We start from the raw sequence: 18,938 nt of genomic DNA, 5'->3' as shown, positions 1-18,938 counted from the left end.
GTTGCCAGAGTAGGGAAGGGATTGCGAGCGAGAGTGCGACGATGTGTATGTAGCTCTACGATACGTAGCGTTGCACGATGGGGATGCGACGGCCCACGCCGAAAGCCAGCGGGGTGAGCTTCAGACCAGGGGCGGCCTGCTTGCGTTTATATTCGTTTAGGTCGACCTTGCGTATCATTTCTTTGACTACGATCGGGTCGTAGCCTTTTTCGATGAGATCTTGCGATGAGAGCCCTTGCTCCACGTAGCCTTCCAGAATGCCGTCGAGAATGTCGTAGGGCGGGAGCGAATCTTCGTCCTTCTGATCCGGACGAAGCTCGGCGCTGGGAGGCTTTTCGATGGTGTTGACCGGTATGGTGAGGCGTTCGCGGTTCATGTGGCGAGCCAGATCGAAGACGCGGGTCTTCGGTAGATCGCTGATAACTGCCAAGCCGCCGCACATGTCGCCGTAGAGCGTGCAGTAGCCGACTGCCAGTTCGCTTTTGTTTCCGGTGGTGAGCAGCAAGGCGCCGAGCTTGTTGGAGAGGGCCATCAGCAGGAGCCCGCGGGCTCGAGCTTGTATGTTTTCTTCGGTGACGTCGCGACCGTAGCCAGCGGTGAGCGGTTGCAGGGTGGCTTCCGAAGCGGAAACGATGTCGGCGATGGGCACGGTGTGGAACTCGATGCCCAGAAACGCGGCGAGGTCTCTGGCGTCGTCCTTGCTGTGTTCGCTGGAAATGGCGGAAGGCAGACTGATGCCGATCACGTTTTCCTTGCCGAGGGCTTCTACGGCGATGGCCGCTGTCACCGCGGAATCGATACCGCCGCTCAATCCGACGAGGGCTTTGCGAAAGCCGCTCTTGTGCACATAGTCGCGCAGGCCGAGCACCAAGGCGCTCTCGATGTTCCGCATCAGATCCTGGCGGAAGGTTGCGTGCAACCGTGGAGCCGCCTCGTTTTCCAAGTCGACGATCGCCTGGTCGGCGGCGAACGAGGCGAGTCCAGCGATGATTTCGCCATGGGCGTTAGCCACCATGCTGCGGCCGTCGAAGATCAGCTCGTCGTTTCCGCCCACCGCGTTGACGTAGACGGTCGGGCAAACGCATGCCAAGGAGGCGTTGCTTACCAAGCCTTCGCGCTGCTCCCCTTTGCCGCCGCAATGCCAGGGGCTGGCGGAAAGATTGAGGTGAAGATCGAGGCGTTGCTCCTTGAGGTATTCGACCGGGGCGTGCGGGTAGCGCTCGCGGCTCACGTCGACGTTTCCCCAAATGTCCTCGCAGATGGTGATGCCGACGCGCTTGCCGTTCCATTCGAAGACCAGCGGCAGGTCCGCTGGTTCGAAATAGCGATCCTCGTCGAAAACGTCGTAGGTCGGCAGCAGCGACTTGCGGGCGATTTGCCGGACCTCCCCATCGAAACAGAAAGCCGCGGCGTTGTAGAAGTCGCGGCCCTTGCTGGAAGGATTGGGCTGCACGAAGCCTAGAACGGCGGGGACGGATGCGGTTTGGGCGGCGATATCCTGCAGGCTCTCCAGCTGGTCGGGCACGAAGCGACGCTTGAAAAGCAGATCGCGCGGAGGGTAGCCGCAGACCGCGAGTTCGGGAAAAACCACCAGATCGGCCCCCTCGGCGACCAGCGATTGGTAGGCGTCGAGGATGAGCTTCCGGTTGCCTGGCAAGTCGCCGACAGTGGTATTGATTTGCGCGAGTCCTATCTTCATCTGAGCAAGGCGAGACACTGCAACAAGCTGCCGCCAAAGCGCAAGCGCGCGGTGCAGCGAAGATGCTCCCTCCCCTCCGCCATCCCGATTCGCGCAACTGATTTTTGCAACGTTGCAAAAAACAGTTGCCCCATCCCGCCGCGTGCGGTTTTAACCCCGCATGCGAGTTGGTCCGAAGATGCGTCGTTTGATGGAGATTGCTTACCTGTTGGGAAGCGAAACGCTGGAGGGGCTGGCGAATCCGTATCGCATGCTGGCGGAGGGCGCGGGCTTCGCTTCGCCTCGAGGGATGGACCGAGCGGTTCGGGTTTTGCGCCAGGAGGGCTGGGCCAAGGAGAGTCCGGCTGACGCCAGCGAGAAGGCTTCCTGGGTGTTCGAGCTGAGCGGAAAAGGTCTTGAGGACCTGATGGACGGGATCGATCCCGAGGTGGAGTGGGGACGCGAGTGGAATGGGCTTTGGAGCACGGTATCGTTCGATCTGCCGTCGGAGGCCCGCGTGGAGCGGCGCCAGTTGGAGCTTTGGCTACGGAAACGGCGCTTCGGACATTTGCAGGGCAGCCTGTGGATATCGCCGCGAGCTTACGGGGATTGGGGAGTCGAGCTGTCGGAGCGACACGTCGATCCGAGGCGCCTCGTTTTTCAGGAAAGCCGAGCTGTCGGGATGCTGCGGGACGATGACTATGTGAGAAAGGGGTGGAACTTTGACCGCATCGGGCAATGCTACCGCGACTATATGGATTTTCTGGATACGCGGCCATCGGCAGCGGTCGGTTCTGAGCAGGCGATTTCCTGGTGGTTCGAGCAGGAGTCGCGCTTGTGGAAGCTCGCCTTCGAGTCGGATCCCTTTCTGCCGATCAGTCTCTACCCGAACGGCTACCTCGGCAAGGAGGCCTGGCAGCGGCGCAAGGCGGCGTTTAGGCGGATCGCCGAAGAGATGAGCCAGGCGTGAACCCGAGTCCTCGCGACGCAGAGGCACGATAGGCCTAGACGGTTTGCGCAACTCCTTTTTGCCAGGTTGCGAAAAGGAGTTGCGGACTGCGGGGCATTTCTGGGTTGCGGGGAGTTGGTCGGGGATGGGAGAAGGTGGAGGATATGGGTACGGCTAAGTTCATATTGGCGTCGCAGTCGCCGCGCAGGAAGCAGTTGCTGGAGAGGATCGGAGCGAGTTTCGACATCATGCCGGCGGATGTGGAGGAGTTCGAGGAGGGGCATGGCGATCCGGAAGGCATGGTGCGTCACAACGCTCTTCTCAAGGCCGCTTGGATCGCGGATCGAAACGCGGACCGCTTCGTGCTCGGTTCAGACACCACGGTGCATATCGACGGGCGGGTGCTGGTGAAGCCGGAGGATTTGCCCGACGCGCGCAGGATGCTGAAGCAGCTTGGTGGGCGTACCCATATTGTGTATACCGGATTCGCGTTGGTTTGCCGTTCTCGAGGCGTCGAAGTGGTGGATGGGGCCCGCAGCGAGGTGACGTTCAAGCCTTTGGACGACGCGATCATCGATCGCTATTTCGAGCTGGTGAATCCGCTGGACAAGGCCGGAGCGTATGGGATCCAGGAAGGTACCGGCCTGATCATCGATTCGTTCCGAGGGTCTCACTCCAATATCATGGGGTTGCCATTGGATGAAACAAAGGCCTTGCTAGAGCGTCATAGCTTGCTTTAGCCCCGCTTCGGGCTCGGCTCGGCGCTTCTTCCTCGGCTCCCTCGCACATGTCATTTTCTGAAAACAGCACGCTCCTTGAAAAGGACCCCATGCGCCGCATGCTCCTTGGCAAGCGTCGCGAGGGCGGCGTTTCGATCTTGGTCGGCGTTCTTGGAGCTTTGTTGCTGCATTTGCTAGGCTGGTGGTGGATTCCGCAGGACATGTTTCGCAGCGAGCCCAGCGAAGTGAAGAACCGCTTTCGCGACTTCAGCATCGTGCTGGAGGATCCGGTCGAGGAGGAGGAGTTCGTCTACACGCAAACCAATCCGGACGTGCCGGATAACGAGCCAGACGAAACCAATCGGATCTCGGCTCGCAACCAGCAGGCAGCGAATCCGGAGGAGGTGGAGGAGCTCGATCCGGACGCTCTTCCCGCCTCGGAGAGCGAGCGAAACATCGAGACGCAGCAATTTCTCAGCGGGGAGCTGGAGCCTGAACTGGCGGCCCCGCCGCCGACTGGCGAGCGGCAGGAGGACAACCAGGAGCAAACCGAGAGCAGTCAACCCGCCCCTCTGCTCCAGCTCACGAAGCGGTCCGAAGGGGCGCTGAAGAAGGAGATCCCGATCCAAGGCACGCGCGAGGAGGAGTTGGGCGATGAGGGGATCCTCGACTTTTTGGAGCGCGAGGAGACTCCGACCAACGTGACGGATTTTTTGGAAGGCGAAGCGATGGAAGGCGAGGAAGGCAAGAACGACACGCCTGAGGAGCTGGCAGAGGATTCTCCCATGTCCGCACCGTCGCCAGCTCTGGTGACCTCGGCCGATGGCGTGCCAAGCCCACGGGCTCGTCCCAAACTGCCTCGCGTGCCGTCGGGACCGGTGCGGAATTCCACGGCTGGCGTAGCTGCGACGGGTCAGCTCGCGGCTGACGCCAAGGCCAGCAAGTTCGGAGAGTATATGGAGCGGGTGATCGAAGCGGTGAAGATCAACTGGGACAATCTCGCGAACCGCAGCTCCCACAAGGAGCGCAATTCGATGGTGCGTGTTCGTTTCGTGATCGATCGATATGGATACGTATCCGATATGGAAATACTGGAAGGCACCACCTCCAAGGCCATCGGGATCTACATGTGCCGGGAGGCGATCGAGCGAGGCGCCCCTTACGGCGACTGGCCGGCCGAGCTGATCGAGCTTTTCGGCGACGACGAGGATTTGACGTTTCAGTTTTTCTACCAGTGACGTGTTTCGCTGGGGCCCTGGCCGTTTTGCCTGCAAGGGTGGAAAGCCAGATCAAACGGCTTGAGCTTGCACGGCGGATGGCTTTTATGCTGCGGGTCGATGGACGAGGCAGTGGAGGTCAGGGAAGTTGAATACGCGCAGGAGCGAGACTCCATCATGGCGATTCGCTTTTCCGTCTTCGTCGACGAGCAAGGCGTACCAGCGGATTTGGAGATCGATGAGATGGATCCGGAGAGCCGACATGTGCTGGCTTTCAACGCCGATCAGCCGGTCGCCACAGGACGACTTCTGCCGGACGGGCACATCGGGCGAGTGGCGGTCAGCAAGACCTGGCGTCAAAAGGGAGTCGGCTGCAAGGTGATGCAGCGCCTCATCGAAATGGCCCGGGAAGCGGACCTGCGCTGCGTGGTCATCTCCGCCCAGGTCTCCGCCAAGGGCTTCTACGAGCGATTAGGCTTTCTTGAGAAAGGCGACATCTACTTGGAGGCCGGCATCGACCACATCGAAATGGAGCTGCCCTTTTCCTGACCGAAGCTCTCCAAGCTCTTGGTGTTCACTCTTTTCCGGGGTATTGGGAAACCGTTTCGAGGCGCCTCATTTTGAGACGTTTCATGAAAAATAAAGCAGTGTCCTCACTTTTCGGGTACAAGCCCTAGGGGCGCTTATCCGTTCTCGCAGGGTAGGACGAAGATTCTTTGCCGAATTGCCTCCGGAACGAGTGAAAAAAATTAATAGATAAGCGGGGAAAGCAAGAAAATGCCCACTTGGCATCGCGCCTGCTCTTTCGTGGTCGTCGAGAGCGTTTGCTCAATTTGATACAAAACCCCCGATTCGAGGAATAGCTACATGAGACTTGAAATACCGAGAGAATGCGAACGCGTTGGAGCAGTCCAGATCTACGGCCTACAGAAGGTCTACGAGCTCGATGGTGGCAGTGAATTCGGTTCCAATTCCGTCTCCAAGGATGGCGTGATTCGACGAATCCCATCGGAGGCTCTCTACGAACGGCAACGAAAGATGGCCATCGTGGTGCCGGTCAAGAACGAGCGGCTCAAGCTCATCGAAGGCGTTCTCGTAGGCATCCCGCACCCCTGCCAGATCATCGTAGTTTCCAACAGCCCGCGCGGCCCGGTAGATCGCTTCCAAATCGAAAAGGAAGCGATCACTAATTTCTGCAAGTTCACCAACAAGAAGGTCACGGTGGTGCATCAGAAGGACGCGGGTCTAGCCAAGGCGATCGAGCTCGCCGGCTACACCGAACTGCTGGGCGACGACGGGCTGGTCCGTTCGGGCAAGGCCGAAGGCATGATCATGGGCACGCTGATTGCGAAATGGCTGGACAACAAGTATATTGGCTTCGTCGACAGCGACAACTATTTCCCCGGCGCGGTGCACGAGTACGTGCAGGAATACGCGGCCGGCTTCGAGATGTTCGATTCCGACAACACGTTCGTGCGCATTTCCTGGAACTCCAAGCCGAAGGTCATGGAAAACTCCATCTTCTTCGCCAAGTGGGGGCGCAGTTCGGTGCACTCCAACCGCACGCTCAACCGTCTGCTCACCCACTTCAGCGGCTACGAAACCGAGGTGGTGAAAACCGGCAACGCGGGCGAGCATGCCTTGACTCTGGACCTGGCTCTCAACATCGAATACGCCTCCGGCTACGCGGTGGAAACCCATCACTTCATGAACTTGCTGGAGATGTGGGGCGGCATTCTGCCTGTGGAGCGAGCGGAGGAGCTCAGGGGCAAGGTGACGATTTGCCAGATCGAGAGTCGCAATCCGCACATGCATGAATCGAAGGGAGAGGAGCACGTGGAAGACATGATCGACGCCTCTCTTTCGGTGATCTACAACTCGCCGCTCTGCCCCGAGCTGCTCAAACGCGAGATCGCGGAGGAACGCGCGGTGCGTTTGAAACTGGAAAAGCCGGAGCCGGTGCCGCCGGTGAAAGTCTACAGCAACCTAAGCAATCTGAATTTGAATGTATTCCTAGAGCACTGCGACACGGCGTTCCACAGCGGCACCGAATCGCTCTCGTTGGTCTAGGGAGCTCTGCCTGCGTTACCCTGCTTAATCCAAGCGATGAATACCCAAAAAATAGCCATATTCACTGACCTCGACGGCACGTTGATCGATTTCGACGACTATTCGAGCGAGCTGACGAGACCCTACGTCAGCGAGCTGGTGGCCCGAGGAAATTTGATCGTGTTCTGCTCATCCAAGACATTCGGAGAGCAGCGCGTGCTGCAACGCGATCTCGACATCGAGATGCCCTGCATCGTGGAGAACGGGAGCGCCATCATCGCTCCAAACGGATTTTGGAAACCGGACCTGCCCGGCGTGACCGAGAGCGGTGGCTGGCAGCGTGTGGAGCTCGGCATCCCGTCTTCTGAAGTGCGCCGTCGCCTGGCCCGCGTCGAATCCAAGTTTGGCGAGTCGCTGCGCGGATTCAGCACATTGATGACCGAGGATGTGGCGTCGCTGACAGGGCTCGACCTATCTTCCGCCCGCCGGGCCCAGGATCGCGAGTACAGTGAAACGCTTTCCATCAATCTCGACGAAAACGTCTGGCAATCCCTGGATTCGCTTTTCGAGGACGAAGGACTCAAGTGCCTGCCGGGCGGACGTTTCCACACCGTCATCGACCTAAACGCCGACAAAGGCGCGGCGATTCGCCGCTTCGCGGAGCTATGGAAGATGCAGTCCGACGAAACCCTGATTTCCTTCGGACTGGGCGACAGCGAAAACGATCAGGAGCTTTTGGAAAACGTGGATTGGCCGCACCTCGTGAAGCGACCCAACGGATCGTGGGCGGGCCTCTCCGGAAAGCGCATCGAGCGGGTGAACGGAGTGGGACCGAAGGGCTGGGTCAAGGTCGCCAAAGAGCTCATCGGACCCAACGATACCGTGCCGACGCTCTAGGGCGTTTACGAATCTCAACTAGGATTTCAGAAATAAGAAAAGGGAGGCCATTTGACCTCCCTCGCTTGTTTTATGATAGGGTCCGCTGCCCTGCTTGGGAGGGCCCTGGCTAGGGCGCATTTCGCAGTACCGAGGCATAGCCGACACCCCCACGCAACGCGGGCCACTCCGACTTTGCTCGTTTCTTCGAAACGCAGCTAGCGCTGGCGGTTAAGCTCCTTGGCTCCGATATCGCGACGCAGGTACTTCGACTTGAAGCGGATCTGATCGCAGAGGGCGTAGGCTTTGTCAGCGGCCGTTTTGAGGTCGGCCCCTAGAGCGGTGACGCCGAGGACGCGGCCCCCGTTGGTCACGACATCCCCAGCTTCGTTGAAACGGGTGCCGGCGTGGAAAATGACTTCGTTTTCGCCGACCGCTTTGGGGAAGGTGATGGTTTCGCCCTTGGGATAGGTGCCTGGGTAGCCGTCGCTGGCCAGCACCACCACCATGGCGTACTGGTCCTTGACTGTGACGTCCAGACGGCCCAGTTCGCCCTTGGCCGCGGCGAGCATGATTTCCATGGGGTCGGTTTTCAGCCGCGTGAGCAGGACCTGCGTTTCCGGGTCTCCGAAGCGGGTGTTGTACTCCAGGACTTTTGGTCCTTCCTCGGTGATCATGATGCCGATGAAAAGGGTGCCGCGAAAGTCTATGCCCTCCGCCGCGATGCCTGCCACGCTCGGCTTGACGATCTCCTCTTCGATGCGAGCCATCAGGTCGTCGTCGATCAAGTCGGCAGGCGAGTAGGCCCCCATGCCGCCAGTGTTCGGACCTTTGTCGCCTTCGAAGATCTGCTTGTGGTCCTGGCTGGTGGGAAGGATCACGTAGTCGTTTCCGGATACGATGACATGGATGGACGTTTCTTCGCCGTAGAGGCATTCCTCGATCAGGACTTCCTTGCCCGATTCGCCGAAGGCTGCCCCTTCGATCATGTCGCGCACGGTGGAGACGGCTTCGTCATGGTCCTTGGCGATGATGACGCCTTTTCCCGCTGCGAGTCCGTCCGCCTTGACCACGATGGGGTAGGAAGCGGTCTCCAGGTAGTCGATGGCGGCATCCACCTTGTCGAACGCCGCAGCGGCCCCGGTCGGGATCTTGTGCTTGAGCAGCAGCTTTTTCGTGAAAATCTTGGAGGCTTCCAGTCGGCCGCCGTCCGCCTTCGGCCCGTAGGCGAGGATTCCCTTTTCCTGCAGGGCGTCGACCAGACCGAGGGCCAGCGGCACTTCGGGGCCGACGATGACGAAATCGATCTTTTGCTCGACCGCGAGAGCGACCAGTCCATCGATGTCGTCCGCTGCCACCTTGAAGCAATCGCAATCGGCCGAGATGCCTGGGTTGCCAGGCGCGGCGATGACTCGGGCGGCCAAGGGGCTCTTGACGCATGCGTTTGCGAGGGCGTGCTCGCGTCCACCGGAACCGACGATGAGGACGTTTAGGGGAGTGTTTTCGGACATGAGAAGGGAGTTTGGGAAGGGGGATTCGATGTCAACGATGGAGTTGCGTTTAGCCCGTTCGACCGCGGGCGGTGGACGTCTGATTGCTGAGCGGCTAAAGGATCTGCAGGCTCTTGCGGTAGAAGGCGATGATCTCGTCCGGGTCGCCGGAGAAGAGCAGCTGTTCCTTCATCCAGGTCGGCATGCGCCCGTCGGCTACCAGCTTGTCGAACTGCTTCTCCAGGTTCGCCCAGTAGTCATCGTGGAAGAAGACGAAGGGCACGCGCGGCCGGATGCCCAGTTTCATATTGCACAGCTCGATTCCGATCTCCTCCACGGTGCCAGCTCCGCCGACGTTGAAGATGCAGAAATCCGCCACCTGAAACCACTTTTGGCGATTGTGACGATTGGTTTCCTGGAAGGTGTTGAAGAAGTTGACGCCGAACTTGGGAGGCTGGGCCTCCAGCTCCAGGAAGGCGGCTCCGGTGAGGCATCCCTTTTGCAGGGCCACGTCGGTGGCCAGTCCCATCACGCCTTCGCCTCCGCCGGTGAGGATGCCCACGTTGGTGCCGAAAAAGTCGATCATGCGCACCACCAGTTCGCTGATGTGGCGCTTCTGGGCATCGCTCATCTCCAGGGCCGAGCCGTAGAACGCCAGAATGGTGCAGGCTCGGAACTTGTCGACCTCCTCCTCTCTGATGAAGAATCCATGGTCGTTTTTGTAGGTGTGCAGGTAGAGATCGTTGAGCCGAGCGCTGTGCCAGTAGACCTTTAGGCCGAGCTGGTCGTAGGTCTCCAAATGGCTGTGGGCCTCGTTGGAGAGGAAGAACTCCTGCAGAGGCGTGGCCTTGCGGAAAACCAGGTTCTTGAGCTTGAGCTTCCGTATGTTGGCCAGGATCTCGATGTGTTCCGTGAGGCTGGGGAAGTAGTCGAGCACTAGAGTGTCGGCGTCCGCGTCGCCCTTGCGCAAGGCTTGAGTGACCGTGCGGAAGCCGAAGTTTCCATTTCGGGCCACCCGGGAGATCTCGTCCTTTATGGCGTTGTCCGCTCGAATGAGAATGCTCTGGTTTTCCGTGCGGGCGCTTTGTCCGCGCAAGGAGATTTCGGTGGTCGGTCGCAGGCGGTCGAAGTGCTCCTTGGGCTTGTTGTCCAGCTGGCGGTAGACTTTGTCGAGGTTCGAGAAGAACACCAGACGCTGATCGCGGAGCTCGGCGGTGCGATTCGGATCGTATTGGGGCGCTCGATACACCTCGATGGAAACGACTGGATTGATCACGGGTTGATCGCTGCGGTTGTAGATCTCGAGCACCACGTTGGAGCCGAAGGTCTTGACCGGGTCGAGCAGTACGGCGCCGGAGTGCAGGCCGAAGTTTCCCTCGCCGCGATTGAGTACCACGTAGTGCTCCTTTAGATACATCGAGCAACTGGTGAGCACGCCTGATTGCGGCTCGAGCGAAACGACCGAAAGGTCCTCGCGCACCTGCACCTTGTCTAGGAAGGTTCGTGGCAGGTAGCCTTTCACCAGGCGGAGGTGGTCGAGCTCGGTGACGGTTTTCGGAAGGGTGTAGCGTACCTTGTGCGGGGTCAGGAATACTCTGCCGAAGCGGTCGATGGAAGTGGAGTTGGGTAGCTTTATGCGATTGTCCTGCAAGGCCTGCCAGATCTCGTCCGAGCTGAGCTTCTGGCTTTCCGGAGCGTAGAAAAGCCGGCCTGCGGGGACGCCGGTTTGCACTAGGTTGTGGGCGTAGGCGGAGCAGGGAAACTCGGTGTCGTAGACGAACGCCTCGGCGCTAAGGATGAGCCGGTCCTTGTTGCGACGCGGAGCTTGAGTGGCGTAGATCTCGATGCCGATTCGAGCGAGGGAGCTGCGTTCCGTGAATTGGATCTTCGCCAGTCGAGGCGAGACGAAATCGATTTCGCGAGCGTCTCGTAGTTTGAAAGTGATCGTCAGATCGAGCACCGACGAGCCTTGGCGGGATTTTGCGGTAGTGATGATTCCATCGTCGCTGATCCAGAAAGTTTCCTGCTTCATGAAAGTGGGTTAGGGTGGGTTCGGGAGTGGGTCTAAAAGGATTTTGGTGATTTACAATTGAACCCATTTCTCTAGGACTGCAAGCACAGCCCCGGGGGCAGCGTTCGTTTCCCCTTTATTAATCGATTGATAACAAGTCTCTTATGAAAAAGCTCCTAGCCTTCACCTCTCTGTGCCTCCTTGGCGCGCCGCTCTTTGGCCAATTGGCTGACATGATCGAACTTCCTGAGGGAATGGGGGCGGAGGACCAAATGTCCTACAGCGACGAGGAGCTGCTGAAGACTTGGGGATGGCTTCTGGCCGAGCGCTACAACCTCAAGGCTTTGGAACTCTCGCCGACTGAGATCGATGCGGTGGCGGAAGGAATGATCGACCATGTGCTAGGCGACCAGCCTGCCACGGACATCGGCGAATCGGGTCTGGCGATTCAGGAGTTTTTCGCCAAGCGCGAGCAGCGCTTGATGGAATCCGTGCTGCGCGAAAACCGGGCCAAGGAACAGGCGTTCTTCGATCAGCTGGTGGGATTGTCCGACGTGCAGTCGCTTGTATCCGGCCTGGCCTATCAGATCTTGCGCCCTGGCGACCCTCAAAAGAAGCCCGAGCCCACCGACATGGTGATCGTGCACTACGAAGGGCGGTTTCTGGACAATCAGATTTTCGATTCCACTGCGGGAAGAGATCCGGCAGCCTTCCAGCTCAATCAGGTCATCGATGGTTGGACCCAAGGTCTGCAGCTCATCGGAGAAGGTGGCAAGATCAAGCTCTACGTGCCCGCGAAGCTGGCCTATGGCGACGAGCTTCATGGGTCGGTGCCTCCCGGCTCGACTCTGGTCTTCGAGATCGAACTTTTGAAGGTAGGGCTCCCGGAAGAAGCGGGAGACGTGGATGCTCAGGGAGCTCCTCTGGCGAGCGAGCCGCAGGCCACCACCGCTCCGCAGGAGTAGGCAGGCCGGCTCTGCAGGCGAAGACGGTCGAGATGTGGCAAAGGGGAGTGCGTCGATGAAGCTTGCTCTCGTGACCGAAACGTTTCCCCCCGAAGTCAACGGCGTATCCATGACCTTGGGACGTCTCTGCGAAGGTTTGGCCGCTGAGGGGTGGGAGATCATGGTGGTCCGCCCGGTGCAGGAGCACGAGGAGGTGGATATGCCAAGCGAAGAGAAGCCTTACGAGGAATTCATCGCAGCTGGGGTCCCCCTCCCCGGATACAACGCCCTTCGAATGGGCGAGCCCGCTGGCTTCAGCCTCTATCGCATTTGGAAGCGGTCTCGACCCGATGTGGTACACGTGGCCACGGAAGGCCCGCTCGGCGTGGCGGCCCTGATCGCGGCTCGACTGCTGAAGATCCCGGTAAGCTCCACGTTTCACACCAACTTCGATCAATACAGCGATCACTATCGCATCGGCTTCATCCAGCGTCTCGCCTCGTCCTATCTGCGCTGGGTGCACAATCGCTGCGACGTCACTTTGGCTCCGACGCGCCAAATGGCTGATGAGCTCGCCAAGCTCGGCTACCGCAACACCGGCGTGCTGTCACGTGGAGTGGATACGGAACTGTTTCGCCCTGATCGACGCGATGAGAGTTTGCGACGCGAATGGGGCGTGCCTGAGGATGGAAAGGTGGTGCTCTACGTGGGACGAGTGGCCAAGGAGAAGAACATCGATCTGGCCTTCGCCGCTTTCGAGAGCTTGCGCGAGGACTTTCCCCACGATCGCATGGTGGTGGTAGGCGGCGGCCCGGAGCTGCCTCGCCTGAAGCGCAAGTATCCGGAAGTTCGCTACGCGGGAATGAGGAAAGGGGAGGACTTGGCCAGGCACTACGCCTCGGGCGACCTGTTTCTGTTTCCCAGCGTGACGGAGACCTTCGGAAACGTGGTCACCGAAGCCATGGCTTCCGCTCTGGCGGTCTGCACCTATGACTACGCAGCCGGCCGAGAGTATATCGAATCGGGCCGCAATGGCATGCTCGCTCGATTTGGCGACGCGGAGCATTTCGTCGCCCAAACCCTAGCCCTGCGCTGCCTGCCCGAGCAGGAGCTCGCCTCGGTGAGATCCGCCGCCAGCGAGACGGGAAAGGGCATTAGCTGGAAGCGGGTGGTGGAGAGTTTTCAGCGGTCTTTGCGGGCCGTTGCGAGCGTTCGCTGAGTAGGGAGTTGCAATTTAGCAAGTAAGCCGTTTGAGGAGAAGGGCATGGGCAAGGAACTCGCTATCATCATCAACCCCATCTCGGGGAAACGAGAGAAAGGGGTGGTGCGTCGAGAGCGGGTGGAAGCGTTCTTGGCGAGCCACGGACTCGAAGCCGATGTATGGGAAACGCAATACGCCGGGCACGCACCTGAGCTTACCAAGGCGGCGATCGCAGAGGGCGCCAAGCGCGTGGTTGCGGTAGGAGGCGACGGCACCATCAACGAAGTCGGGCGAGTCGTGGTGGGCACTGGCTGCGAATTTGGATTGGTTCCCATGGGTTCGGGAAATGGTTTGGCTCGCCACCTCGGACTGCCGCTCAACTTTCACAAGGCCCTTCACCTCGCGGCCCTAGGCGCGTCCATCCGCGTGGATACCGGCGAGGCCAACGGTCACCCGTTTTTCAACGTCATGGGCATCGGCTTCGACGCGGAGGTCGGACGCCGTTTCAACGAAACCCAAGCCCGCGGTTTCGTCTCCTATATGAAGGAAGGACTGAGAGCCTTTCGCGACTACCGCTCCTCGCGCTGCGACATCGCCTCAGGCGGTCAGCTGCAAAGCCTGCGGGCCTACATCGTGGCGGTCGCGAATTCCTCGCAATACGGAAGCAACGCCTTCATCGCTCCGGACGCTTCGCTCACCGACGGAAAGCTGAACCTGGTGGCGATCACCGACCCGAACTTTATCAGTTTCTTCGTGCTGATCTGGCGCATGTTTCGCAAGAAACTCTACCTGAGCCCACGCGTCACCCCGATCTGCTCCGACAATTTCGTGCTGACGATGCCGGAGGCGGGATTCTTCCACGTCGATGGGGAAATTTTCGAGTGTCGCGGCGAGATGACCATCAAAGCCTGCCCGAAGTCGCTCAGCATCGTGGCGGTTTCCTGCTGATTTTGGTTGAGTTGGCTGCGGAAATACCCGTAATCCGCGACCGTCCACATCGGCTCGACCTTGGGCTGGTTCTCGCCCGAAAACCATTGTGAATAACTTGAGAGTAACTGAGCGAGCCCCATGGGACTGACACAGTTACGGAGCTGTTACGCCACGTGGCGATCGCTCAGGCTGAAGGCGTTCCTAAGGAACTTTCTTTAGTCTCCATCAGGCGAAAAACGAGGTCGGTCGCCTTTTACATTTTTCTCCGTTCCTGGGCTTGCTTGGTTCCGATTTCGCGTTCTGGGCAAAGGCAGCGGTACGAACACCTATTTGTTTTTGTAAGATAATGATAAACAGCTGCTTAAATGGGTATACGTGTGAACTCGATTTCCTAGAGTTACCTACTGTATAAGGGAAAAGCGCTTAGGTGAGTCGATTTGTAAAAAAAGCCGCTCTTGAAGCGGCCTTGGACTGAGTCCTTTTACGTGTCAATTCAACGAAATCCAACGAATTTCGGTTAGGGAAATAACCTCAGGGATACCGCTAGCGCTTTCTGTTTCCAGCTCGTGCCGAAAGCGGGGAAATAACTTGTGAAGAACGCTGGTTGTTAACCCTGTTTCGAGCTCTCAGGGAATGTCACTATACAGCGCGCTTGCCATCTGAGAGCAGCGCGAGAGGCTCGATCGCATGAAGATAGCGATCGTGGGCTCGGGAGCCATAGGACTATATTACGGAGCGATGCTGCAGCGGGCCGGTCACGAGCTGCATTTCCTTTTCCGCAGCGACTACGAGGCCGCTCGGCGGGATGGGGTGCGCATCGTGACGCCTAGCGAGGAGTTTCAGCTGGAGGTGAACGCCCATCGGGACACTGGCAGCATCGGGATTTGCGATCTCGTGGTGATCGCTCTGAAGGCGACTTCGAACTACGCCCTGGCGGATCTGCTGCCGCCGTTGGTGGGCGAGAAGACGCAGCTGCTGACCTTGCAGAACGGATTGGGAAACGACCGGCTGCTCGGCGAGCTGTTTCCCCGCAATTCGGTCTTCGGAGGCCTTTGCTTCGTGTGCCTCAATCGCATCGCCCCTGCCGCTGCTCAGAATTTCATGCCCGGCTCGGTCAGCATCGGAGCCTACCGGCAACGCGGCGACGGCGAGGTGGAAGCTTTGGGGAAAGCGTTCGAGGCCGCTGGCGTGAAGACGCGGGTGGAGGCCAATCTCGCTTTGGTGCAGTGGAAGAAGCTGGTTTGGAACGTGCCCTTCAACGGTCTCACCGTGGCCGCAGGCGGAGTCACGACCGATGTGATCGTGCAGTCGAAGGAGCTTTTGGAGGAGGCTCGGGCGTTGATGCTGGAGGTCATTTCCGCTGCGGGAGCGCTTGGTTTGGAGATCGATTCGAGCTTCGCCAACAAGCAGATCGACGTGACGATCCCCATGAAAGCCTACAAGCCTTCCAGCATGATCGACTTCGTGGAAGGACGAGCGGTCGAGGTGGAGGCCATTTGGGGCGAGCCCTTGCGGCGCGGCCAGGAGGCGGGCGTTTCGATGCCCAAGCTGGAGCTGCTGCACGGCCTGCTGGCCTGCATTTGCAAGTGAGGCGGCGGATGCGGCCACGATCTGAGCGGGGCCCCGGCAGGCAGAGTCGCCTAGACGTTTAGCGCAGCGGTCAGGTCGATGACATGCCTCGGTACAGATCGACTACGCGTTGGCTCTGCTCGCGGCGGGCGATGTCCAAGGTGGCTTTGGAAATCTTGAACTGCTGAGAGTCGCCCGGCGTGTTGCGGCAGTGCTCGAGCAGCACCGCATAGAGCAGCTTGAAGGCGTCTCGGGGCTGGTGCATCTGGTCCAGCGCGTCGATCAGGTCGTGGCTGTCCACGTCGTCCTCGAAGAGTTCGTCGAGCGGACGGGCCTCGCTCGGGCTGCAGCGCTGGCAGTTTTTGAAGCGCCAGTTGCAGAGGTCGTAGAGGGAGGTGCCGGTCCACTTCAGCGGGTTGACGAGATTCTGCTTATCGAGCCGGGCCTGTCGTTTGAATTCCGAATCTTCGGCCAGGAGCATTTGACTGAGTTCGATGGGGAGCAGCATCTTGATGCCGATGCGTTCCTGCTGAAGAAATTTGTTGTTTAGCATAGGCCAAACCAGCTGCTTGATGCGCTTGGCGTCTCCGCTGACCAGCACCGGCTCGTCGACGCGATCGACCAGAGCGATGAAGCTGGTGTATCCGAAGTCGGCCAAGATGCCCAGCAGCCGGCCGGTCAGGTCGTAGCGGCTGTCCTGGTCGTCCTTTTTCGGGATCGGCTGGGAGGCCAGCTCGTTGTCGCCCATGTCCCAGAGCTGGCGCGTGGCGCTGTCGGGTTCACGAGCCACGGTACGGATCTCCCTCTCGATCTGCTTGCCGCGTTTGCGGTTTCGCCAAGCTCGTTTCAGCCAGAGAAAGCCGAGCAGGATGCCGCCGGCTCCGCCGCCGATGGCCGCTAGGAGCCAACCCCAGTGGGGGGATTCCAGGAAACGCCAGCCGAGGGCTCCGACCACTCCGGCGCCCAGAAGGAGCACGGTGACAAAGCTGTGCCCTCCGCGGTCCAGACCCGAGCCCACCCGCAGCAAGCGGAGCAGGCTGCTCCAGCGGTCCAGCGCTCTGCCATGCTGAGGCTGATCGTAGAGCAGCGCCAGGGTCGCTAGATCGATCTTTCGCTGGGGCGTCATCTTCTTGATGGCCTTCTTGCGGCGCTTCAGCTCGGCCTTGTCCTTTGATGCGAGAATGCTGTCGATCAAGCGGGTGACGGAGAGCGAGAGGATGGCGTCCTGATGGTCGGAGAGGCGGATTTCGGCTAGCGTCTTTTCGCCCGGTCCCGTCTTCAGGTTGCTTGCCAACCGGTCGAGCATGGGATTGAGCTCGTCGTAGGCGACCACCCAAACCTTGTCGGACTCGCGGCCCTCGTTGAAGGCGGCCAGCCTTTGCTGGATCATCAGACGCATGGCGGTTTTTCCGCTGCCTTTTTCGCCGAACACGATGGTGGTGCTGGGATTGGCCGGGTTTCCGTAGATCTTCGTGAAGTCCGGATGGGTGATGGCCGCGTCCAGCTTCTGCGTGTAGACGGTATCGTTTCGGGCCTCTTCCGCTTGGAAAGGGTGCTCGCTGAGATTCCAGTGTTCGAAAAATTGTTGCAGGTCCATGAGTTTGTGGCGACGCGTCTGAAGGAGACTCTGGCGGACTTGTTCTGGAATGCAAACGAGCAGTTGAGCGAAGGTGTCTGTCTTCGCTCTCTGATTCGCCGACGGCTAGCGGCTCGCCTTAGTCGAGCGGCTTGTCGAGGGCGAGAAGCTCCCTGGTCTGCGGGATGTCGCGAATGATCTGGGACGGCATCGGGCCCACGCCCACGTAGCGCAGGTTGGGCAGTTGCTCGGGCCATTCGCCGCCGTGGTAGGCGGAATCGAGCAAGGAGCGCATCATGCCGGCGATGTACGCCTGGGCGTTTTCCGGAAGGTCTGCGAAGCTGCGAGCTTTTGAGATGTCCTCCTTCCAGCCTGCGTATTCCTGGTAGACTGGCTTGAGCGACTTGCGGAGGGTTTCGCTGCGCGGGACGCGGTAGTAGCGCTTTCCGTCCTGATCTTCGTAGGCGATGCAGATCTTGAGGTTGCCCGCCCAGTCGTCGCCCTGGGTGAGGGCGTCGATCTTGTTGATCATGAGATCGTCGAAACCGCCGTAGCGAAGGGTGTCGCCTTTTTCCACCGCGTCGTACCAGCCGACCATGCGCTGGCGTCCGGTGGAGACGCCGAACTCCAGCTTGCGCAGGCGTTGGAAGAGCGGATGATCCTGCTCGCCTTCGGTGATGAAGACGTGTGTGCCGACCTTGGTGTCGTAGGCCTTGCCCACGCCGAACACGTGCAGCGGCTGCACCGGCTGGCATGCGGAGTTGAAGAATTCCGGGGCGTAGGTGTGAGAGGCGGAAACGTTGGGAGAAAAGCCTTGGCGCTTGTCCAGCCAGTAGGCTTGGCCGTACTCGCCGATGGTGTAGCGACCGGAGGCTTGGGCCTCGCGGATGACCTCGCGCACGTCGCCGATGCGGCCGGCCAGCTGCTGTCCGGTTTCCCAATAGACTTCGATGAGCTTTTCGATGTTGAGGGCGAAAGGCTCGCTTCCCTTGAAGACGCTGAAATCGAACTCGTCCTGCGAAAAGATGCCTTCCTTGAGGGCTTCTTCGTTGGCCCGCAGTTCCGCTTGGGTAAGGGTGTCGAAAAAGCTGTCCCAGACTTCGGGCGTGACTTGGCAAACGTGCTGGATGACGCGGCAGGCCCGCTGGGCCTTTTGGCTAAGCTTGCGGGCGAAGATTTCCTTGGGAGCGAGAAAGTCGGAGTAGAAGATCTGAAACTGGCCGACTTCGTCCTGATAGGACGGGGTGATTCCGCGGCCGGTGCTGCCGCGCGGCTCCTCGCCGATGATGTTCACTCGGTACCACTCCCAAGCGAGGTCCAGCAAGCGGTGGCTCAGGTCGGACACCATGGTGCGCTCGTCGATGAGCAAGCGCTCGGTGACGTGGTAGCTTTTGGCGTCGACCGGGAGGAGCTCCCAGCGAAACTTTCGTGGATCGGCCACCACGCCAGCCCCGATGGCGAGGGTTTCCACGCTTTGGTCGACCACGCCGGCCGGAAGCAGGTTGAGCTTCAAGCCGCCTGCGGTGTGCCCGGAGTTGGCCCCGCCGTTCACCTTTAGCACGACCTGCACTGGGCTGGCGCTGCCGGTCTTCTCCCGCAGCTCTTCGATGATCTCGGAGATGAGGCGGCCTTTGCCTTCGTCTCCCATGCTGATGCCGCAGTCGGCGATGAATGTGCTTTTGTATTCGTTGAGGGCCATTTGTGATGTTGCTTTGGCGGTTGGACCAAA

15 protein-coding genes are annotated in these 18,938 nt (G+C 59.7%); 10 read left to right on the top strand and 5 right to left on the bottom strand.

Annotated features, from left to right (window positions below):
- Positions 1–55: 55 nt before the first annotated feature.
- Entirely contained in the window at positions 56–1,699 is a 1,644-nt protein-coding gene (locus tag QEH54_RS09040) for an NAD+ synthase (RefSeq protein ID WP_309018339.1), read from the bottom strand.
- 160 nt (positions 1,700–1,859) lie between these two features.
- Between QEH54_RS09040 and QEH54_RS09035 the strand changes: the two genes are divergently transcribed.
- From QEH54_RS09035 to QEH54_RS09010, 6 genes are all read left to right on the top strand, one after another.
- Positions 1,860–2,648 (top strand): hypothetical protein, encoded by a 789-nt coding sequence (locus QEH54_RS09035; protein ID WP_309018338.1) that lies wholly within the window; start codon positions 1,860–1,862, stop codon positions 2,646–2,648.
- Between the two features lie 143 nt (positions 2,649–2,791).
- Positions 2,792–3,367 carry a Maf family protein gene (locus tag QEH54_RS09030; RefSeq protein WP_309018337.1) on the top strand — a complete coding sequence of 192 codons (576 nt, stop codon included), beginning with the start codon at positions 2,792–2,794 and terminating at the stop codon, positions 3,365–3,367.
- A gap of 47 nt (positions 3,368–3,414) precedes the next feature.
- Entirely contained in the window at positions 3,415–4,584 is a 1,170-nt protein-coding gene (locus tag QEH54_RS09025) for a hypothetical protein (RefSeq protein WP_309018336.1), read from the top strand.
- 99 nt (positions 4,585–4,683) lie between these two features.
- Entirely contained in the window at positions 4,684–5,112 is a 429-nt protein-coding gene (locus QEH54_RS09020) for a GNAT family N-acetyltransferase (protein WP_309018335.1), read from the top strand.
- Between the two features lie 318 nt (positions 5,113–5,430).
- Positions 5,431–6,633, top strand: coding sequence for a mannosyl-3-phosphoglycerate synthase (gene mpgS, locus QEH54_RS09015; RefSeq protein ID WP_309018334.1), 1,203 nt, complete (start codon positions 5,431–5,433; stop codon positions 6,631–6,633).
- Positions 6,634–6,669: 36 nt separating this feature from the next.
- Entirely contained in the window at positions 6,670–7,509 is an 840-nt protein-coding gene (locus QEH54_RS09010; RefSeq protein WP_309018333.1) for an HAD-IIB family hydrolase, read from the top strand.
- A gap of 197 nt (positions 7,510–7,706) precedes the next feature.
- On the opposite strand, the gene purD is transcribed toward QEH54_RS09010, so the two are convergent.
- Positions 7,707–8,999: a phosphoribosylamine--glycine ligase gene (gene purD, locus QEH54_RS09005; protein ID WP_309018332.1), complete on the bottom strand. Its 1,293-nt coding sequence runs from the start codon at positions 8,997–8,999 to the stop codon at positions 7,707–7,709.
- Positions 9,000–9,093: 94 nt separating this feature from the next.
- Positions 9,094–11,010, bottom strand: coding sequence for an LOG family protein (locus tag QEH54_RS09000; RefSeq protein WP_309018331.1), 1,917 nt, complete (start codon positions 11,008–11,010; stop codon positions 9,094–9,096).
- Between the two features lie 143 nt (positions 11,011–11,153).
- Here QEH54_RS09000 and QEH54_RS08995 point away from each other — a divergent pair, with 143 nt between their 5' ends.
- The 4 genes from QEH54_RS08995 (at position 11,154) to QEH54_RS08980 (ending at position 15,654) form a co-directional block, all read left to right on the top strand.
- Positions 11,154–11,954, top strand: coding sequence for an FKBP-type peptidyl-prolyl cis-trans isomerase (locus tag QEH54_RS08995; RefSeq protein WP_309018330.1), 801 nt, complete (start codon positions 11,154–11,156; stop codon positions 11,952–11,954).
- A 55-nt stretch (positions 11,955–12,009) separates the two neighbouring features.
- Entirely contained in the window at positions 12,010–13,152 is a 1,143-nt protein-coding gene (locus QEH54_RS08990) for a glycosyltransferase family 1 protein (protein ID WP_309018329.1), read from the top strand.
- A 45-nt stretch (positions 13,153–13,197) separates the two neighbouring features.
- Positions 13,198–14,082 (top strand): diacylglycerol kinase family lipid kinase, encoded by an 885-nt coding sequence (locus QEH54_RS08985; RefSeq protein ID WP_309018328.1) that lies wholly within the window; start codon positions 13,198–13,200, stop codon positions 14,080–14,082.
- 669 nt (positions 14,083–14,751) lie between these two features.
- A complete protein-coding gene (locus tag QEH54_RS08980; RefSeq protein WP_309018327.1) occupies positions 14,752–15,654 on the top strand; it encodes a 2-dehydropantoate 2-reductase in 903 nt (300 codons plus the stop codon).
- A 70-nt stretch (positions 15,655–15,724) separates the two neighbouring features.
- Here the strand turns inward: QEH54_RS08980 and QEH54_RS08975 are convergent, their stop codons facing one another.
- Together QEH54_RS08975 and QEH54_RS08970 are read right to left on the bottom strand one after the other, a co-directional pair.
- A complete protein-coding gene (locus tag QEH54_RS08975; RefSeq protein ID WP_309018326.1) occupies positions 15,725–17,230 on the bottom strand; it encodes a hypothetical protein in 1,506 nt (501 codons plus the stop codon).
- A gap of 118 nt (positions 17,231–17,348) precedes the next feature.
- A complete protein-coding gene (locus tag QEH54_RS08970) occupies positions 17,349–18,908 on the bottom strand; it encodes an adenylosuccinate synthetase (protein WP_309018325.1) in 1,560 nt (519 codons plus the stop codon).
- Between the last annotated feature and the right edge of the window lie 30 nt (positions 18,909–18,938).

It is taken from the genome of Pelagicoccus sp. SDUM812003, assembly GCF_031127815.1.
Taxonomy (GTDB): domain Bacteria; phylum Verrucomicrobiota; class Verrucomicrobiia; order Opitutales; family Opitutaceae; genus Pelagicoccus.
This window is presented reverse-complemented; position numbering and strand designations above follow the sequence as displayed.

Bases quoted from the DNA above. Each gene is read 5' to 3' on its own strand.
- QEH54_RS08970 (WP_309018325.1), bottom strand. From the start codon at position 18,908: ATGGCCCTCAACGAATACAAAAGCACATTCATCGCCGACTGCGGCATC.
- QEH54_RS09000 (WP_309018331.1), bottom strand. From the start codon at position 11,010: ATGAAGCAGGAAACTTTCTGGATCAGCGACGATGGAATCATCACTACC.
- QEH54_RS08990 (WP_309018329.1), top strand. From the start codon at position 12,010: ATGAAGCTTGCTCTCGTGACCGAAACGTTTCCCCCCGAAGTCAACGGC.
- QEH54_RS08985 (WP_309018328.1), top strand. From the start codon at position 13,198: ATGGGCAAGGAACTCGCTATCATCATCAACCCCATCTCGGGGAAACGA.
- QEH54_RS09025 (WP_309018336.1), top strand. From the start codon at position 3,415: ATGTCATTTTCTGAAAACAGCACGCTCCTTGAAAAGGACCCCATGCGC.
- QEH54_RS09040 (WP_309018339.1), bottom strand. From the start codon at position 1,699: ATGAAGATAGGACTCGCGCAAATCAATACCACTGTCGGCGACTTGCCA.
- QEH54_RS08975 (WP_309018326.1), bottom strand. From the start codon at position 17,230: ATGGACCTGCAACAATTTTTCGAACACTGGAATCTCAGCGAGCACCCT.
- QEH54_RS08980 (WP_309018327.1), top strand. From the start codon at position 14,752: ATGAAGATAGCGATCGTGGGCTCGGGAGCCATAGGACTATATTACGGA.
- QEH54_RS09030 (WP_309018337.1), top strand. From the start codon at position 2,792: ATGGGTACGGCTAAGTTCATATTGGCGTCGCAGTCGCCGCGCAGGAAG.
- QEH54_RS09035 (WP_309018338.1), top strand. From the start codon at position 1,860: ATGCGAGTTGGTCCGAAGATGCGTCGTTTGATGGAGATTGCTTACCTG.
- QEH54_RS09020 (WP_309018335.1), top strand. From the start codon at position 4,684: ATGGACGAGGCAGTGGAGGTCAGGGAAGTTGAATACGCGCAGGAGCGA.
- QEH54_RS08995 (WP_309018330.1), top strand. From the start codon at position 11,154: ATGAAAAAGCTCCTAGCCTTCACCTCTCTGTGCCTCCTTGGCGCGCCG.
- purD (WP_309018332.1), bottom strand. From the start codon at position 8,999: ATGTCCGAAAACACTCCCCTAAACGTCCTCATCGTCGGTTCCGGTGGA.
- mpgS (WP_309018334.1), top strand. From the start codon at position 5,431: ATGAGACTTGAAATACCGAGAGAATGCGAACGCGTTGGAGCAGTCCAG.
- QEH54_RS09010 (WP_309018333.1), top strand. From the start codon at position 6,670: ATGAATACCCAAAAAATAGCCATATTCACTGACCTCGACGGCACGTTG.